Source organism: Variovorax monticola, from assembly GCF_051216855.1.
Classification (GTDB): Bacteria; Pseudomonadota; Gammaproteobacteria; order Burkholderiales; family Burkholderiaceae_C; genus Variovorax.
Genome location: NZ_JBPJZP010000005.1, coordinates 1 through 14,996, shown reverse-complemented (window position 1 = coordinate 14,996; position 14,996 = coordinate 1). Strand labels below are relative to the sequence as shown.

At 65.8% G+C, this 14,996-nt stretch carries 18 protein-coding genes; 13 read left to right on the top strand and 5 right to left on the bottom strand.

Features of this window, described 5'->3' with window-relative positions; all coding sequences use genetic code 11:
* Positions 1–15: 15 nt before the first annotated feature.
* Positions 16–669 (bottom strand): MarC family protein, encoded by a 654-nt coding sequence (locus ACSFA5_RS17825; protein ID WP_435445381.1) that lies wholly within the window; start codon positions 667–669, stop codon positions 16–18.
* Between the two features lie 4 nt (positions 670–673).
* A complete protein-coding gene (locus tag ACSFA5_RS17820; protein WP_435445380.1) occupies positions 674–1,420 on the bottom strand; it encodes an SDR family oxidoreductase in 747 nt (248 codons plus the stop codon).
* A gap of 73 nt (positions 1,421–1,493) precedes the next feature.
* Between ACSFA5_RS17820 and ACSFA5_RS17815 the strand changes: the two genes are divergently transcribed.
* Positions 1,494–2,099: a 2-hydroxychromene-2-carboxylate isomerase gene (locus ACSFA5_RS17815; RefSeq protein ID WP_435445379.1), complete on the top strand. Its 606-nt coding sequence runs from the start codon at positions 1,494–1,496 to the stop codon at positions 2,097–2,099.
* A 56-nt stretch (positions 2,100–2,155) separates the two neighbouring features.
* Positions 2,156–2,839, top strand: coding sequence for a dienelactone hydrolase family protein (locus ACSFA5_RS17810; protein ID WP_435445378.1), 684 nt, complete (start codon positions 2,156–2,158; stop codon positions 2,837–2,839).
* 42 nt (positions 2,840–2,881) lie between these two features.
* On the opposite strand, the gene ACSFA5_RS17805 is transcribed toward ACSFA5_RS17810, so the two are convergent.
* Positions 2,882–3,796, bottom strand: coding sequence for a LysR family transcriptional regulator (locus ACSFA5_RS17805; RefSeq protein WP_435445377.1), 915 nt, complete (start codon positions 3,794–3,796; stop codon positions 2,882–2,884).
* Positions 3,797–3,929: 133 nt separating this feature from the next.
* On the opposite strand from ACSFA5_RS17805, the gene ACSFA5_RS17800 reads away from it, so the two are divergent.
* Together ACSFA5_RS17800 and ACSFA5_RS17795 are read left to right on the top strand one after the other, a co-directional pair.
* Positions 3,930–4,256: an alpha/beta hydrolase gene (locus ACSFA5_RS17800; protein ID WP_435445376.1), complete on the top strand. Its 327-nt coding sequence runs from the start codon at positions 3,930–3,932 to the stop codon at positions 4,254–4,256.
* Between the two features lie 214 nt (positions 4,257–4,470).
* Positions 4,471–4,839: a DUF4148 domain-containing protein gene (locus ACSFA5_RS17795; protein ID WP_435445375.1), complete on the top strand. Its 369-nt coding sequence runs from the start codon at positions 4,471–4,473 to the stop codon at positions 4,837–4,839.
* Positions 4,840–4,932: 93 nt separating this feature from the next.
* Here ACSFA5_RS17795 and ACSFA5_RS17790 read toward each other — a convergent pair whose 3' ends face one another.
* Both ACSFA5_RS17790 and hemB read right to left on the bottom strand, forming a co-directional pair.
* Positions 4,933–6,096 carry a magnesium transporter CorA family protein gene (locus tag ACSFA5_RS17790; protein ID WP_435445374.1) on the bottom strand — a complete coding sequence of 388 codons (1,164 nt, stop codon included), beginning with the start codon at positions 6,094–6,096 and terminating at the stop codon, positions 4,933–4,935.
* Between the two features lie 18 nt (positions 6,097–6,114).
* Positions 6,115–7,128: a porphobilinogen synthase gene (hemB, locus tag ACSFA5_RS17785; protein ID WP_435445373.1), complete on the bottom strand. Its 1,014-nt coding sequence runs from the start codon at positions 7,126–7,128 to the stop codon at positions 6,115–6,117.
* A gap of 341 nt (positions 7,129–7,469) precedes the next feature.
* Between hemB and ACSFA5_RS17780 the strand changes: the two genes are divergently transcribed.
* The 9 genes from ACSFA5_RS17780 to ACSFA5_RS17740 form a co-directional block, all read left to right on the top strand.
* Positions 7,470–7,898 carry a CopD family protein gene (locus tag ACSFA5_RS17780; RefSeq protein ID WP_435445372.1) on the top strand — a complete coding sequence of 143 codons (429 nt, stop codon included), beginning with the start codon at positions 7,470–7,472 and terminating at the stop codon, positions 7,896–7,898.
* A gap of 14 nt (positions 7,899–7,912) precedes the next feature.
* Positions 7,913–9,040, top strand: a complete 1,128-nt coding sequence (locus ACSFA5_RS17775) for a VanZ family protein (RefSeq protein WP_435445959.1) — start codon at positions 7,913–7,915, stop codon at positions 9,038–9,040.
* Positions 9,041–9,066: 26 nt separating this feature from the next.
* A complete protein-coding gene (locus ACSFA5_RS17770; RefSeq protein WP_435437666.1) occupies positions 9,067–9,420 on the top strand; it encodes a (2Fe-2S) ferredoxin domain-containing protein in 354 nt (117 codons plus the stop codon).
* 45 nt (positions 9,421–9,465) lie between these two features.
* The gene (locus tag ACSFA5_RS17765; protein ID WP_435445371.1) at positions 9,466–10,098 is read left to right on the top strand and encodes an alpha/beta hydrolase; all 633 of its coding nucleotides are present in this window, start codon (positions 9,466–9,468) and stop codon (positions 10,096–10,098) included.
* 39 nt (positions 10,099–10,137) lie between these two features.
* Positions 10,138–11,307: a D-alanyl-D-alanine carboxypeptidase family protein gene (locus ACSFA5_RS17760; RefSeq protein WP_435445370.1), complete on the top strand. Its 1,170-nt coding sequence runs from the start codon at positions 10,138–10,140 to the stop codon at positions 11,305–11,307.
* A 196-nt stretch (positions 11,308–11,503) separates the two neighbouring features.
* Positions 11,504–11,881: a 30S ribosomal protein S12 gene (gene rpsL, locus ACSFA5_RS17755; protein ID WP_013543948.1), complete on the top strand. Its 378-nt coding sequence runs from the start codon at positions 11,504–11,506 to the stop codon at positions 11,879–11,881.
* A gap of 149 nt (positions 11,882–12,030) precedes the next feature.
* Positions 12,031–12,504, top strand: a complete 474-nt coding sequence (rpsG, locus tag ACSFA5_RS17750) for a 30S ribosomal protein S7 (RefSeq protein ID WP_093023827.1) — start codon at positions 12,031–12,033, stop codon at positions 12,502–12,504.
* Between the two features lie 95 nt (positions 12,505–12,599).
* The gene (gene fusA / locus ACSFA5_RS17745; protein WP_435445369.1) at positions 12,600–14,699 is read left to right on the top strand and encodes an elongation factor G; all 2,100 of its coding nucleotides are present in this window, start codon (positions 12,600–12,602) and stop codon (positions 14,697–14,699) included.
* 147 nt (positions 14,700–14,846) lie between these two features.
* A partial coding sequence (locus ACSFA5_RS17740; RefSeq protein WP_260685270.1) for a GTP-binding protein occupies positions 14,847–14,996 on the top strand: 150 nt, incomplete at its 3' end.

Here is a 14,996-nt window from a genome sequence, read left to right as displayed (position 1 = left end):
CCTCCGGGGGGCGCCTCAGGCTGCTCGCGTCAGGATCGGAAACAGCTTGCCGAGCCCGTCGGCCATCACCTCGACCGCGAGGGCCGCGAGGATCAGGCCCATCAGCCGCGTCATGATGTTGATTCCCGTCTTGCCCAGCACGCGCGCGATCGGTTGCGCGAGCGAGAAGGCCAGCGCCGTGGCCAGCGCCACCACCACGCCGTAGCCCACCAGCACCGCGAGCTCCCACAGGTGCTGTGTCTTTTCGGCGTAGATCACCACGGTGGAAATGGTGGCCGGGCCGGTCAGCAGCGGAATGGTGAGCGGCACCACCGCGATGGAGGCACCCATCGAGGCCTTGACCTCGGTGGCGCGCAGCTCCTCGACGTTGGTCTTGCTCTCGGCCGGCTTGGCGTTGAGCATCGACAGCGAGCTCATGAGCAGCAGCAGGCCGCCGCCGACCTGGAAGCTGGCGATCGAGATGCCGAAGAACGACAGCAGCTGCAGCCCGAGCAGCGCGCTCACCGCGATGACCACGAACGCGCTGAACGCCGACATGCGCACGGTGTGGCGGCGCTGCGCGTCGCTGTAGCCCTGCGTGTAGTGGATGAAGAACGGCACGATGGCCAGCGGGTTGACGATGGCCACCAGCGTGACCAGCGGCTTGATGAGGTCCATCGAGGTGCTCATGGGGCTACCGTCCTCCGGTGACGTCGAGCAGGGCCATGGTGGTGTAGCTGGCCTCGGCCGACAACAGCCACAGCACGGCGCCCGCGATCTCGTCGGCGGTGCCGGTCCGCTTCATGGGCACGCTGGGCGCCAGCTCGAAGGCACGGTCGGGCATGCCGCCGGAGGCGTGGATGTCGGTGTCGATGAGGCCGGGGCGCACCGCATTCACGCGGATGCCTTCGTCGGCCACTTCCTTGGCCAGGCCGATGGTGAAGGTGTCGATGGCGGCCTTGCTGGCCGCGTAGTCCACGTACTGGCCCGGCGAGCCCAGGCGCGCCGCGCCGCTGGAGATGTTGACGATGGCGCCGCCCGTGCCGCCGTGCCGGGTGCTCATGCGGCGCACGGCCTCGCGCGCGCAGACGAAGCTGCCGATCACGTTGATGCGGAACATGCGCTCCAGCCGGGCCACGCTCATCTCGTCGACGCGCGCCTGCATGTCGACCACGCCGGCGTTGTTGACCAGCGCGGTGAGGCGGCCGAGCTTGGCGTCGATCTTCTCGAACATGGCGAGCACCTGCGCCTCGTCGCCCACGTCGGCCTGCACGGCGATGGCGGTGCCGCCGCCCGCGCGGATGGTGCGCACCACCTCGTCGGCGGCCAGCGAGTTGCTGGCGTAGTTGACGGCCACCGCGTAGCCGCGCTTCGCGGCGAGCAGGGCGGTGGCGGCACCGATGCCGCGCCCGCCGCCCGTGATCAAGAGCACCTGGTCCAAAACCTACCTCCTGCAGAGAAACTGCGTGTCAGTTAAAACCGTCGGCTGGATTACATCATCGGGGGACACGGGCATGAGCATCGGCAAGACGGTTGACTACTACTTTGCGCCACAGAGCCCATGGACCTATCTGGGACATTCCCGCTTCGCGGCGATTGCCGCGGCCGCCGGCGCCACGGTGCGCGTGCGGCCGATCGACCTGGGCAGCGTGTTCCCGGTGTCGGGCGGGCTGCCGCTGGGCAAGCGCGCGCCGCAGCGCCAGGCCTACCGGCTGGTCGACCTGGCGCGCTTTTCGCGCCACCTGGGCCTGCCGCTGAACCCCAAGCCCAAGTTCTTTCCGGTGGCCGGCGACGACGCGGCCCGCGCCATCATCGCGGTCGACCTGCACGACGGCACCGAGGCGGCGCTGCGCATGTGCGCCGCGGTGTTCGCGGCCGTGTGGGTGCAGGAGCGCAACATCGGCGACCCGAAGGTGCTCGAAGCGCTGGTGGCCGAATGCGGCCTGCCGGCCAAGCGCGCGGAGCAGTCGCAGAGCCAGGCGGTGCAGGAACGCTACGAGGCCTACACGCAGGAAGCCATCTACATCCAGGTGTTCGGCGCGCCGAGCTACGTGATCGACGGCGAAATCTTCTGGGGGCAGGACCGGCTCGACTTCGTCGAGCGGGCGCTGCGCCCTTGATTCAGCAACCCCGGCATTCATTCATTCATTTGTTTGCCATCAAGGAGCAAGACGACATGGGTCAATTCATCGATCTCACGGCCAAGGACGGCTTCACTTTCCCCGCCTACGTGGCCGAACCCGCGGGCAAGCCGCGCGGCGCGGTGGTCGTGGTGCAGGAAATCTTCGGCGTGAACTCGCACATCCGCTCGGTGGCCGACGGCTATGCCGCCGAGGGCTACCTGGCCGTGGCGCTGGCCACCTTCCACCGCGTGAAGCCCGGCGTCGAGCTGGGTTACTCGGACGACGACATGAAGAACGGCTTCGGCCTGAAGACCGCGGTCGAGGCGCTGCCCGCGCCCGGCGTGCTGCAGGACATCGAGGCGTCGATCGCCTACGCGGCCAAGGCCGGCAAGGTCGGCATCGTGGGCTATTGCTGGGGCGGCCTGCTGGTGTGGCGCGCCGCCGCATTGCTGCCGGGCCTGGCGGCCGCGGCGCCCTACTACGGCGGCGGCATGACCTCGCCGGAGGAAACGGCGCGCGAGCCGAAGGTGCCGGTGCTGGCGCACTTCGGCAACCAGGATCACTGGATTCCGCTGGACACCATCGAGTCGTTCAAGAAAGCGCATCCGGAAGTGGAAGTGCACGTGTACCCGGTCGGCCACGGCTTCAACTGCGACCAGCGCGGCTCGTACGATGCCGAAGCGGCCAGGCTGGCGCGCGAGCGCACGCTGGCGTTCTTCGCCAAGCACGTCGGCTGATTTCGGCGGCCCCATGAAAAAACCCGGCAGCGCCGGGTTTTTTCATGCATGGCTCGGTTTGCGCGGCGTGCTGCCCGGGCCCACGCGGGTCTGCAGGAAGTCGAGCAGGGCGCGCAGCGCGGCGCTGTTGTGGCGCCGCTGCAGGTAGGCGGCCGACAGCCACATGTCCTTGCGTGCGTAGTCCTGCAGCACCGGCACCAGTTCGCCGTGGTCAAGGTGCGTCTGCACCAGGATCGACGGCAGGTAGATCACGCCGAAGCCGTGCATGGCCACGCGGATGAGCGGCGCACCCTCGGTGCAGTCCATGCGGCTTTTCACCGGCACGTCGAGCGGCGTGCCGTTGTCGTCGAAGCGCCAGACCGGCTGCTGGCCCAGCAGCGAGAAAGTCAGTGCCTCGTGGGTGGCCAGGTCGCGCGGATGCTCGGGCTTGCCGTGCTTCTTCCAGTAGACCGGCGAGGCGCACACCACCATGTTCATGAGGCGAAGCTTGCGCACGATGAGGTTGGCGTCTTCCACCGGGCCGCTGCGCAGCTCGACGTCGATGCCTTCTTCGGCCAGGTCGACGGTGCGGTTGGTCAGCTGGAGGCTGATCGTCACGTCGGGGTAGTAGCGCATGAAGTCGGCCAGCAGGTTCGGGAACTCGCCGCTGCCCATGCCGTGCGGGGCCGAGATGCGCAGCCGCCCGCCGGGCTGGCTGGCGCGGTCCTGCAGCTCGGACTGGGTGAGCTCGATCATCTCGAGCATCGGGGTGCTGCGCTCCAGCAGAAGCTGGCCGGCGTCGGTCAGGCTCACGGAGCGCGTGGAGCGGTTGAGAAGGCGCACGCCGAAGCGGGTTTCCAGCTCGGCCACATACTTGCTGACGGTGGCCTTCGACATGTCGAGCCTCTTGGCTGCCTGGGAAAAGCTGCCGTGCGAGGCCACTTCCCGGAAGGTTCTGATCAGATCGAGACTGTCCATGTGAATGGGCCCATTGTTTCCGTTTGGAGAACGCGATGGTTCGATTCTCCCGGGTTTTTACCGACCGGTTCAGGCGACACTTCGGTTACACGCCGACGACGCCCGCCAGGTCGGGTTGTTGGAAAGAACTGAAATGAAGACCTCGAACCTCATTGCCGCCGCTGTCCTGTCGCTGCTCGCCGCCTCCGGTGCGCGGGCCCAGGGCTTCGCCCCGGTGCAGCCGCTGGCGGCCATGACCAGCAGGACCGATGTCCTGGCGGGTGCCGATGCCGCCGCCCGTGGTGGCAATGTCTATGGCGACGTCGTCGCGGCGCCCTTGACGTCGCGGCCGAGTTCGCGTGACCGGGCCTCGATCAGGGCCGAGGCGGTGGCCGCCGCCCACGCGCCGAACCAGAACCTGGACCGCCGCGCCTTCGTCAACAGCGAAGTGCCGCCGCAGTTCAAGGCCGCAAGGCCCTGAGCCCAAGCTCTCTTCGACAGGCCGGGCCGGTGCGAACCGGGCCCGGCTTTTTGTTGCTTGCATGCCTTCATGACGCGATTGTTTCAATAGAGGAAACACGGTGTCTCTGAACGGCGTGTTCTGCTGCGCGTGTTCGCCCGGAAACTCGCCGCACAGGCAAGCGAACCAGCAAGCCTGGTGGACGAACCATCCGAACACACTAGGAGAACTGACAATGAAGACCTCGCAAATCATCGCCGCTGCCGCCCTGACCCTGCTTGCCGCTACCGGCGCCCAAGCTGAAACGTACCAAGGCGTGAACACCGCCGTCTCGACCAAGAGCCGTGACGACGTGAACGCGGAAGGCGTGCGCGCCGCATCGGCTCCGAACCAGAACGTGACCCGCGGTTCGCGCGGCGCGGAAACCGTTGCCGTGTCGAAGGACCGCAGCCTGGTCGAAGCCGAAGCCGTTCGCACCGCCTACGCACCGGACCAGAACGTGAGCTCGGGCTCGCGTGTGAACAGCAAGGTCGTCTCGACCATGCAGCACCCGCTGGACGCTCGCGTTCAAGCCCAGCAAGGTTCGGGCGCTGTCGCCAAGTAATTGAAGCAGGCCCTTCGGGGCTTCGCCGAAGTCAAAAGAGGGCCACGCGAAAGCGTGGCCCTCTTTTTTTGGGGGCGGCCGGCCGGCGTGCGGTCAGCGCGTGCGCGCCAGGTAGCGCTTGCGCCAGAAGATCAGGACCAGCAGCACCGCGATGACCAGCATCGACGTCATCGCGATCCAGAAGCCGTCTGCCTTGTGCAACAGCGGGATGAACTCGAAGTTCATGCCGAAGATGCCGGCGATCAGGTTGAGCGGCAGAAACACGGCGGTGAGCACCGTCAGCACCCGCATGATGTCGTTGGCGCGGTGGCCCTGGACGCTGAAGTGCATCTGCACCGCCGTTTCCGCGTTCTGCTCCAGCCGATGCACGTGGTGCACCACGCGCTCGATGTGCTCGAGCACGTCGCGGCTGCGGATCAGGATGAGCTCGCGCTCGCGCTGCTCGGTTTCACCCTTGGGCGGCGGCAGCGTCTCGAGCGAGTCGATCCAGTCCTGCATGGCGGCGCGCTGGTCCTCGCAGATCTCGTCGAGGTGGTGCAGCGACTGGCGCGCCTCCATCAGCGCCCCCCAGTTGGTGAAGCGGCTGCGCGGGTCGATCAGCTCGGTCTGCCAGTGGTCGAGTTGCCTGGTGAGCTCGCGCCGCAGGTCGAGGTAGCCGTCGACGATCTGGTTGATGACGCGCAGCATCAGGTCCGAAGGGCTGGCCGGAAGGCGGGCCGAGGTGGCGCGAACGTCCAGCGCCGGGGCGCCGCGGCCGTCGGGCGAGCCGGCGGCCAGCAGCCGCGCGGCGAAGCCGTCGCGCACCGCGCCGTCTTCCGGGTGCACCGAGAGCAGCACCCGGTCGAACACGGCGAAGCCGACCGGTCGGGTGTCCACGCGGCGCAGCACCGGCGGTCCGCTGCGGGGCGGGGGCGGCCCCGACCGTGTCTCGCTGCCGTTGTTGTTACCGTTGCCCGCCGCCTGGTTCTGGCCTTGGCCGTTCGCCAGGCGCCGGAACACCAGCACGTCGTACAGTGAGGTGTAGTCGTAGTGCGACGGCAGCTGGTCGTTGAGCAGGTCGGCCACATGCAGGTCGACCAGCTGTGTCAGGCACAGCGTCTGCAGGATCTGCTGCACCTCGGCGAGCGAGCTGCGGAATTCCTCGCGGGTGAGCGAGATCCATAGATAACCGCCGGCGCCGCACGCGCCCGGCACGCTCAGCGGCGCCAGCGCAGGGTGCTCGCTGACCTGCGAGCGGTCGATTTCGAAAATGCGCATGCCGGTGCCAGCGCGCGGTTACTTCTGCAGCAGCCGGGCGGCGTCGAGCGCGAAATAGGTCAGCACGCCGTCGGCGCCCGCGCGCTTGAAGGCCAGCAGGCTTTCGAGCACCACGGCGTCGTGGTCGAGCCAGCCGTTCTGCGCGGCGGCCTTGAGCATGGCGTACTCGCCGCTCACCTGGTAGGCGAAGGTTGGCACATGGAACTCGTCCTTCACGCGGCGCACGATGTCCAGGTAGGGCATGCCGGGCTTCACCATCACCATGTCTGCGCCTTCGGCGATGTCGAGCGCCACTTCGCGCAGGGCTTCGTCGCTGTTGCCGGGGTCCATCTGGTAGACCTTCTTGTCGGCCTTGCCCAGCGTGGAGGCCGAGCCGACGGCGTCGCGGAAGGGGCCGTAGAAGGCGCTGGCGTACTTGGCGCTGTAGGCCATGATCCGCGTGTGAACGTCGCCGCGGGCTTCGAGCGCGGTGCGGATGGCGCCGATGCGCCCGTCCATCATGTCGCTGGGCGCCACGATGTCCACGCCGGCCTGCGACTGCGTGAGCGCCTGTTTGACCAGCACCTCGACGGTCGGCTCGTTGAGGATGTAGCCGGTGTCGTCGAGCAGGCCGTCCTGGCCGTGGCTGGTATACGGGTCGAGCGCGACGTCGGTCATCACGCCCAGTTCGGGAAAGCGTGCCTTCAGGGCGGCCACCACGCGGGGAATCAGCCCGTCGGGGTTGAAGGCTTCGTCGCCGTGGGGGGTCTTCAGTCCGGCGTCGATCACAGGGAACAGCGCCATCACCGGGATGCCGGCTGCCACGCACTGCTCGGCCACGGGCAGCAGCAGGTCGAGGCTCAGGCGATCGACGCCGGGCATCGAGGTGACCGCATCGCGGCGCCTTTCGCCTTCCTGCACGAACACCGGATAGATCAGGTCGTGCGCAGTGAGCGCATGCTCTCGCACCAGGTTTCGAGTGAATGCGTCGCGGCGCAGGCGCCGCGGTCGACCGGCGGGAAACATGGCCAGGGGAGAAGTGGAAGACGTCATATGCCCAAAATTGTGCCTGAAGCCACATTTCGGGGCACTTTGCGTCAAGCGTCCAGTTGTCTGACAACCACGGGAATTCGTAGAACCAAGGTTCTCGTTTTTTTGTTTGAAATGTTAAAGAAAATGCCTCATTCGCTTGAAACCTTGTTTCGTCTTTGTTAAATTCTGAATCGGGCGGCTTGCCGCTCCCCGCTTTTCCTCCCTGAGCGGGTGCCTTGATGTGTGACAGCAAAAGGGCTTCCCAGCCCGACGTGCAGACGTCGGGCTTTTTTTTGCCTAAGTTCCGCCAGGCATGGGTGTTACCGGGTTGCCGCAGAGGGTGCGCCACTAAACTGGCCCGCATGCTCTGGGTCAAATCACTCCACATCGTCTTCATCGCCAGCTGGTTCGCGGGGCTGTTCTACCTGCCGCGGATCTTCGTCAACCTGGCCATGGTGCCGCCCGAGTCGGTGGCCGAGCGCGAGCGGCTGCTGCTCATGGCGCGCAAGCTTCTGCGGTTCACCACGATGCTGGCGGTCCCCGCAATCGGCTTCGGCCTGTGGCTCTGGCTGGGCTACGGCATCGGCCGCGGGCCGGGCAACGCATGGATGCACGCCAAGCTGGCGCTGGTGCTGGTGGCCATCGGCTACCACCACGGCTGCGGCGTGCTGCTGCGCCGCTTCGCGGCGGGCCAGAACCGGCGCAGCGACCGCTGGTACCGCTGGTTCAACGAACTGCCGGTGGTGTTGCTGCTGCTGATCGTGATTCTGGTGGTCGTGAAGCCGTTCTGAGCCCGGTGCACACGGTGGAGAGGCCGCACAAGTCCGCTGCACTGCCCCTTGCGCTCGCCTATGCGGCGCTGATCGTCTACGCCAGCCTGTACCCCTTCGCCGACTGGCGAGACCAGGGGATCGCCCCCTGGGCTTACCTGTCGGCGCCCTGGCCCAAGTACTGGACGGGCTTCGACTTCGCGATCAACGTCGCGGGCTACGTGCCCTTCGGGTTCCTGTGCGCGCTGGTGGTGCTGCGCACGCGCCCGGGCGCGGGCGTGTGGCGCGCGTTGCTGCGCGCCACCGCGGCGGGTGCGGCCATCGCCTTTGCCATGGAGACCCTGCAGAGCTACCTGCCGGCGCGCATTCCTTCCAACGTGGACCTGGGGCTGAACACCACGGGCGCCGTTCTGGGCGCGGTGCTGGCCGCGGGGCTCGAGCGGATGGGCGCGGTCGCGCACTGGAGCCGGGCGCGTTCGCATTGGTTCGTGGAGGACGCACGCGGCGGCCTGGTGCTGTTGGCGCTCTGGCCGTTCGCGCTGCTGTTTCCGGCGGCCGTCACTTTCGGGCTGGGGCAGGTGTTCGAGCGGCTCGAGGTGGCCATCTCCGAGTGGCTGCTCGACACGCCTTTCATCGACTGGCTGCCCATGCGCCAGTTCGAACTCGAACCGCTGGTGCCGGCGGTCGAGCTGCTGTGCGTGATGCTCGGCGCGCTGGTGCCATGCCTGCTGGGTTACCTGGTGGCGCGCTCGGTGGTGCAGCGCGCCGTGGCGCTGCCGCTGATCCTGTCGGGCGGCATTGCAGCCTCGGCGCTTTCCGCGGCGCTGAGCTACGGGCCCGACCATGCCTGGGCATGGCTCGACCTGCCGGTGCAGGTCGGCATGGCGGCCGCGCTGTTTGCCGGCGTTCTGCTGCTGTTGGCACCGCGCCGCCTGTGCGCGGCCTTGCTGCTGGTGGGGCTCGTGCTGCAACTGAGCCTGCTGAACCAGGCGCCCGAGAGCGCGTACTTCGCGCAGACGCTGGCCACGTGGGAGCAGGGGCGCTTCATTCGCTTCCACGGGCTCGCGCAGTGGCTGGGATGGATGTGGCCGTTTGCGGTGCTCGCGTACGTGGTGGCGGCGCTGTCGCGGCGCAGCAAGCCGGTCGGCGAGACGGCGGCGTGAAAGCCCTCAGTCACTAAAATCGGCCGATGTCCAGCCCCACCCCCGCCACACCGTCCGGCTACTACGGCCGCCACATCTTCTTCTGCCTCAACGAGCGCAAGAACGGCGAAGACTCCTGCGCCTTGCACAACGCGCAGGAAGGCTTCGACCGCTGCAAGGCGAAGGTCAAGGCAGAGGGCTTGTCGGGGCCCGGCAAGGTGCGCGTCAACAAGGCCGGCTGCCTCGACCGCTGCGCGGGCGGGCCGGTGGCGGTGGTGTATCCCGAGGCCGTCTGGTACACCTTCGTCGACGGCGAGGACATCGACGAGATCGTCGAGTCGCACCTGAAGAACGGCAAGGTCGTCGAGCGCCTGGTGCTGCCGGCCGATGTCGGCCGCTGAACTTTTCCGATACGTCCCCGCTCGTACCGCGCGTACCTTGTGCCAATGAACTCCCAGACCGAAAAACTCAGCCTCCAGGGCGCCGCCGGCGCGATCGAGGTCCAGCGCGACCAGCCAGCCGAAGCCGCGCGCGGCATTGCCGTGATCGCACATCCGCATCCGCTGTTCGGCGGCACGATGGACAACAAGGTCGTGCAGACCCTGGCGCGTGCCTTCGTCGCTTGCGGGTGGGCCACGGTGCGCTTCAATTTTCGCGGCGTGGGCGCCAGCGAGGGCGTGCACGACGAAGGGCGCGGCGAGCTCGAAGACATGCTGAATGTCGTTGGCCAGTTGGCCCCCGAAGGCCCGTTGGCGATTGCCGGTTTTTCGTTCGGCGCGTTCGTTGCGAGCGGTGCGGTCCAGCAGCTCTGGAGCGAGCGCGACCTGCGGCAGATCGTGCTGGTCGGCACGGCCGCGGCGCGCAACACGGTGGCCGCGCTGCCGGCCGAAGCGCACGAACGCGCGCTGGTGGTCCACGGCGAGGCCGACGACACGGTGCCGCTGTCCGCCGTGATGGACTGGGCGCGCCCGCAGTCACTTCCTGTGACAGTCGTCCCCGGGGGCGGTCACTTCTTTCACGGACAATTGCCGCTGCTGAAAAGTCTCGTTGTCCGCCATCTGCGCGCGGGCATTGTCTGAAAGCCTTGCAGGCTTGTTTCCGTCTCTTTCCAAACTCCCATGATTCGTTTTCTTGGTGCGCTCCGCGTGCTGGTCGTTACCGTCGTCGCATCCGTCAGCCTGATCGCCGCAGCCCAAGTGCCGGCGCCCCCTGAAATTGCCGCGCGCAGCTACCTGCTGATGGACGTGACCGCGAACCAGATCCTGGCGCAGAAGGACATCGACAGCCCTGTCGAGCCGGCCTCGCTGACCAAGTTGATGTCGGCATACATCGTGTTCGACGCGCTGCGGGCCAGGAAGATCACGCTGACGCAGACACTGCCCGTCAGCCCGCGTGCCTGGAAGATGCCCGGCTCGCGCATGTTCATCGACCCCAAGATGCAGGTGCCGGTGGAGGACCTGATCAAGGGGCTGATCGTGCAGTCGGGCAACGACGCCACGGTAGCGCTGGCCGAGGGCGTGGGCGGTACCGTGGAGCACTTCGTCGAACTGATGAATGCCCAGGCCAAGGCGCTGGGCATGAAGAACACCAGCTACAAGAACCCCGAAGGCCTGACCGCACCCGGCCACACGACCACGGCCCGCGACCTAGGCATCCTGGCGACCCGCCTGGTGCGCGACTTCCCCGAAGAAGCCAAGTACTACGCGATCAAGAAGTACCGCTACCCGGGCACGCCCTCGACCAACGACACCAACCGCAACCTGCTGCTGTTCCGCGACCCGACCGTCGACGGCCTGAAGACCGGGCATACGGAAGCCGCCGGCTACTGCATGATCGCCACCGCCAAGCGCGAGTTCCCCAACCTGACGGGCGGGCGCCGCCTGTTGTCGGTCGTGCTGGGCGCCACCGGCGAGACCGTGCGCGCCAACGAGTCGCAGAAGCTGCTGAACTGGGGCTACACCGCCTACGACGCTGTTCGCCTGTTCGACGCCGGCCAGCCTGCCGCGACCCCGGCGGTCTGGAAGGGCAAGGCCAACACGCTGAAGCTGGGTCGCCCCGAGGCCATCGTGGTGGCGGTGCCCGCCGGCAGCGCCAGCAAGATCAAGACGCAGGTGTCGCGCCCCGATCCGCTGGTGGCGCCCTTCACCAAGTACCAGGCCGTCGGCTCGCTGAAGGTCACGCTGGACGACCAGCCGGTGGCCGATGTGCCGCTGGTGGCCCTCGAAGGGGTCGAGCAGGCGGGCATCTTCGGCCGCGCCTGGGACGCCGTGCGCCTCTGGATCAAGTAAGTCGGCAGGGCGGCTGAAGCCGCTCCAGCCCGCGCCGATTGCCGCGGACGTTGCCGTTTCAGGTACGTTTGCTATACTCGTGGGCTTTTCGGAATTTTCCGAAGGGTTTCACGTTTTCGTTATTCCCGGCTTCCTTGAGTCACGACCAAGGACGGTTTTGCAACCAGGGCCGGGTTGTTTTGGGACTAATTCATTCATGCCAACCATCAATCAACTGGTGCGTCAGGGTCGAACGGTCGAAAAGATCAATTCGAAGAGCCCTGCCATGCAGAACTCGCCGCAACGTCGCGGTGTCTGCACCCGCGTCTACACCACGACGCCAAAGAAGCCCAACTCGGCGCTTCGTAAAGTTGCCAAGGTCCGTCTGACCAATGGCTTCGAAGTCATCTCCTACATCGGCGGCGAAGGCCACAACCTGCAGGAACACAGCGTCGTGCTGGTTCGCGGCGGTCGTGTCAAGGACTTGCCCGGTGTTCGTTACCACATCGTGCGCGGTTCGCTCGACTTGCAAGGCGTGAAAGACCGCAAGCAGTCGCGCTCCAAGTACGGCGCGAAGCGTCCCAAGAAGGCTTAAGCCTTCCTGTCGTCAGAAAACAAACGGTGTTCGATGGCCTTGGCGGGCTTGTCGAACGAAGTGACCCAATATCGGGTCGAGTAAGTGAGAGTTCTAACTGGCTCTCGCGGTACCGGAAACGGTGCCAACTGAAGCAAAGAGGTTAAAAAATGCCACGTCGTCGCGAAGTCCCCAAACGTGAAATCCTGCCGGATCCCAAGTACGGCAATGTCGAGCTGTCGAAGTTCATGAACGTGATCATGGAAGGCGGCAAGAAGGCTATCGCCGAGCGCATCATCTACGGTGCCCTCGAGTTCATCGAAAAGAAGAATCCGGACAAGGACCCTCTCGAAGCGTTCACCGTTGCCATCAACAACGTGAAGCCGATGGTCGAAGTGAAGTCGCGCCGCGTGGGCGGTGCGAACTATCAAGTGCCGGTCGAAGTGCGTCCTGTGCGTCGTCTTGCCCTGTCGATGCGCTGGATCAAGGAAGCTGCCCGCAAGCGCGGTGAGAAGTCGATGGCCCTGCGTTTGGCCAACGAACTGATGGAAGCCACGGAAGGCCGTGGCGGCGCCATGAAGAAGCGCGATGAAGTGCACCGCATGGCAGAAGCCAACCGCGCATTCAGCCACTTCCGCTTCTAAAAATCAAACTTCGCTTGGGCGTTGGGTGTCGAGTGTCGGGCGTTGTGCCCGTGCTCGGGGCCCAGCGCTCAACGCATTTAACCCGAAAGTAAATCATGTCTCGCAAGACCCCCATCGAGCGCTACCGCAACATCGGCATCTCCGCGCACATCGACGCTGGCAAGACCACGACGACCGAACGCATCTTGTTCTACACCGGTGTGAACCACAAGATCGGTGAAGTGCACGACGGTGCCGCCACGATGGACTGGATGGAGCAAGAGCAGGAGCGCGGCATCACGATCACGTCGGCTGCCACCACCTGTTTCTGGAAGGGCATGGCGGGCACGTTCGACGAACACCGCATCAACATCATCGACACCCCCGGCCACGTGGACTTCACCATTGAAGTCGAGCGCTCGATGCGCGTGCTGGACGGCGCTGTCATGGTGTACGACGCGGTCGGCGGCGTGCAGCCCCAGTCCGAAACCGTTTGGCGCCAGGCCAACAAGTACAAGGTTCCGCGCCTCGCGTTCGTCAACAAGATGGACCGCACCGGCGCCGACTTCCTGCGCGTGCGCCAGATGATGGTGGACCGCCTGAAGGCCAACCCCGTCGTGATCCAGATCCCGATCGGCGCCGAAGAGCGCTTCCAGGGCATCGTCGACCTCGTGAAGATGAAGTCGATCATCTGGGACGAAGAAAAGGGCGTGACCTTCAAGTACGGCGAAATCCCGGCCGACCTGGCCGATGTGTGCGCCGAGTACCGCGAAAAGCTCGTCGAAGCCGCTGCCGAAGCGAGCGAAGAGCTCATGAACAAGTACCTCGAAGGCAACGAGCTGACCGAGGTCGAAATCAAGGCGGGCATCCGCCAGCGCACCATCGCCGGCGAAATCCAGCCGATGCTGTGCGGCTCGGCCTTCAAGAACAAGGGCGTGCAGGCCATGCTCGACGCCGTCGTCGAATACATGCCCGCACCGACCGACATTCCGCCGGTCAAGGGCATGGACGAAGACGAAGTGCCGACGACCCGCAAGGCCGACGACAACGAGAAGTTCTCCGCGCTCGCATTCAAGCTCATGACCGACCCGTTCGTCGGCCAGCTGACCTTCGTGCGCGTCTACTCCGGCGTGCTGACCAAGGGCGACAGCGTCTACAACCCGGTGCGCGGCAAGAAAGAGCGCATCGGCCGGATCGTGCAGATGCACGCGAACAACCGCGTCGAAGTGAGCGAAATTCGCGCCGGCGACATCGCTGCCTGTATCGGCCTGAAGGAGGTGACCACGGGCGAAACCCTGTGCGATCCCGCCGCCATCCTGACGCTCGAGCGCATGGTGTTCCCGGAATCGGTGATCTCGCAGGCCGTCGAGCCCAAGACCAAGGTCGACCAGGAAAAGATGGGCATCGCCCTGCAGCGTCTCGCTCAGGAAGACCCGTCGTTCCGCGTCAAGACCGACGAAGAATCGGGCCAGACCATCATCGCCGGCATGGGCGAGCTCCACCTTGAAATCATCGTGGACCGCATGAAGCGCGAGTTCGGCGTGGAAGCCAACGTGGGCAAGCCGCAAGTGGCCTACCGCGAAACGATCCGCAAGACCGTCGAAGATGCCGAAGGCAAGTTCGTTCGCCAGTCGGGCGGCAAGGGCCAGTACGGCCACGTCGTGCTGAAGCTCGAGCCGCAGGAAGCGGGCAAGGGCTTCGAATTCGTCGACGCCATCAAGGGCGGTGTGGTTCCTCGCGAATACATCCCCGCAGTGGAAAAGGGCGTTGTAGAAGCGCTGACCCAAGGCGTTCTGGCGGGCTACCCCGTCGTCGACGTCAAGGTCACGCTGCACTTCGGCTCGTACCACGACGTGGACTCGAACGAAATGGCGTTCAAGATGGCCGCGATCTTCGGTTTCAAGGAAGGCGCCCGCAAGGCCAGCCCCGTGATCCTGGAGCCGATGATGGCCGTGGAAGTCGAAACGCCTGAAGACTACGCCGGCAACGTGATGGGCGACCTGTCCTCGCGCCGCGGCATGGTCCAGGGCATGGAAGACATGATCGGTGGCGGCAAGACCATCAAGGCCGAAGTGCCGCTGTCGGAAATGTTCGGCTACTCGACCACGCTGCGTTCGATGTCGCAAGGCCGCGCCACGTACACGATGGAGTTCAAGCACTACGCTGAAGCTCCCCGTAACGTCGCTGAAGCCATCGTGGCCGCTCGCGCCAAGTAAGGTCTTTGCGGGGCAAGGCAAGTTCTTGCTTTGTCCCGACTGAATCTGTCTGCGATCGTGTGCCCCTCGCTGCCCGTGGCGAAGGAACCAGCAATGCGATGCAGACATTAAACCCATCACGGGCAGTGCTCTTTCAAGGATTGAAAAATGGCAAAAGGTAAGTTCACCCGCACCAAGCCCCACGTGAACGTGGGCACGATCGGTCACGTCGACCACGGCAAGACCACGCTGACGGCTGCGATCGCCACGGTGCTGTCGGCCAAGTTCGGCGGCGAAGCCAAGGCGTACGACCAGATC

What these genes read in the sequence shown, in the direction of transcription:
- ACSFA5_RS17810 (WP_435445378.1), top strand. Translation starts at nt 2,156, where the DNA reads ATGGGTCAATTCATCGATCTCACGGCCAAGGACGGCTTCACTTTCCCC.
- ACSFA5_RS17765 (WP_435445371.1), top strand. Translation starts at nt 9,466, where the DNA reads ATGAACTCCCAGACCGAAAAACTCAGCCTCCAGGGCGCCGCCGGCGCG.
- ACSFA5_RS17805 (WP_435445377.1), bottom strand. Translation starts at nt 3,796, where the DNA reads ATGGACAGTCTCGATCTGATCAGAACCTTCCGGGAAGTGGCCTCGCAC.
- ACSFA5_RS17800 (WP_435445376.1), top strand. Translation starts at nt 3,930, where the DNA reads ATGAAGACCTCGAACCTCATTGCCGCCGCTGTCCTGTCGCTGCTCGCC.
- hemB (WP_435445373.1), bottom strand. Translation starts at nt 7,128, where the DNA reads ATGACGTCTTCCACTTCTCCCCTGGCCATGTTTCCCGCCGGTCGACCG.
- fusA (WP_435445369.1), top strand. Translation starts at nt 12,600, where the DNA reads ATGTCTCGCAAGACCCCCATCGAGCGCTACCGCAACATCGGCATCTCC.
- rpsG (WP_093023827.1), top strand. Translation starts at nt 12,031, where the DNA reads ATGCCACGTCGTCGCGAAGTCCCCAAACGTGAAATCCTGCCGGATCCC.
- ACSFA5_RS17790 (WP_435445374.1), bottom strand. Translation starts at nt 6,096, where the DNA reads ATGCGCATTTTCGAAATCGACCGCTCGCAGGTCAGCGAGCACCCTGCG.
- rpsL (WP_013543948.1), top strand. Translation starts at nt 11,504, where the DNA reads ATGCCAACCATCAATCAACTGGTGCGTCAGGGTCGAACGGTCGAAAAG.
- ACSFA5_RS17780 (WP_435445372.1), top strand. Translation starts at nt 7,470, where the DNA reads ATGCTCTGGGTCAAATCACTCCACATCGTCTTCATCGCCAGCTGGTTC.
- ACSFA5_RS17770 (WP_435437666.1), top strand. Translation starts at nt 9,067, where the DNA reads ATGTCCAGCCCCACCCCCGCCACACCGTCCGGCTACTACGGCCGCCAC.
- ACSFA5_RS17795 (WP_435445375.1), top strand. Translation starts at nt 4,471, where the DNA reads ATGAAGACCTCGCAAATCATCGCCGCTGCCGCCCTGACCCTGCTTGCC.
- ACSFA5_RS17760 (WP_435445370.1), top strand. Translation starts at nt 10,138, where the DNA reads ATGATTCGTTTTCTTGGTGCGCTCCGCGTGCTGGTCGTTACCGTCGTC.
- ACSFA5_RS17815 (WP_435445379.1), top strand. Translation starts at nt 1,494, where the DNA reads ATGAGCATCGGCAAGACGGTTGACTACTACTTTGCGCCACAGAGCCCA.
- ACSFA5_RS17825 (WP_435445381.1), bottom strand. Translation starts at nt 669, where the DNA reads ATGAGCACCTCGATGGACCTCATCAAGCCGCTGGTCACGCTGGTGGCC.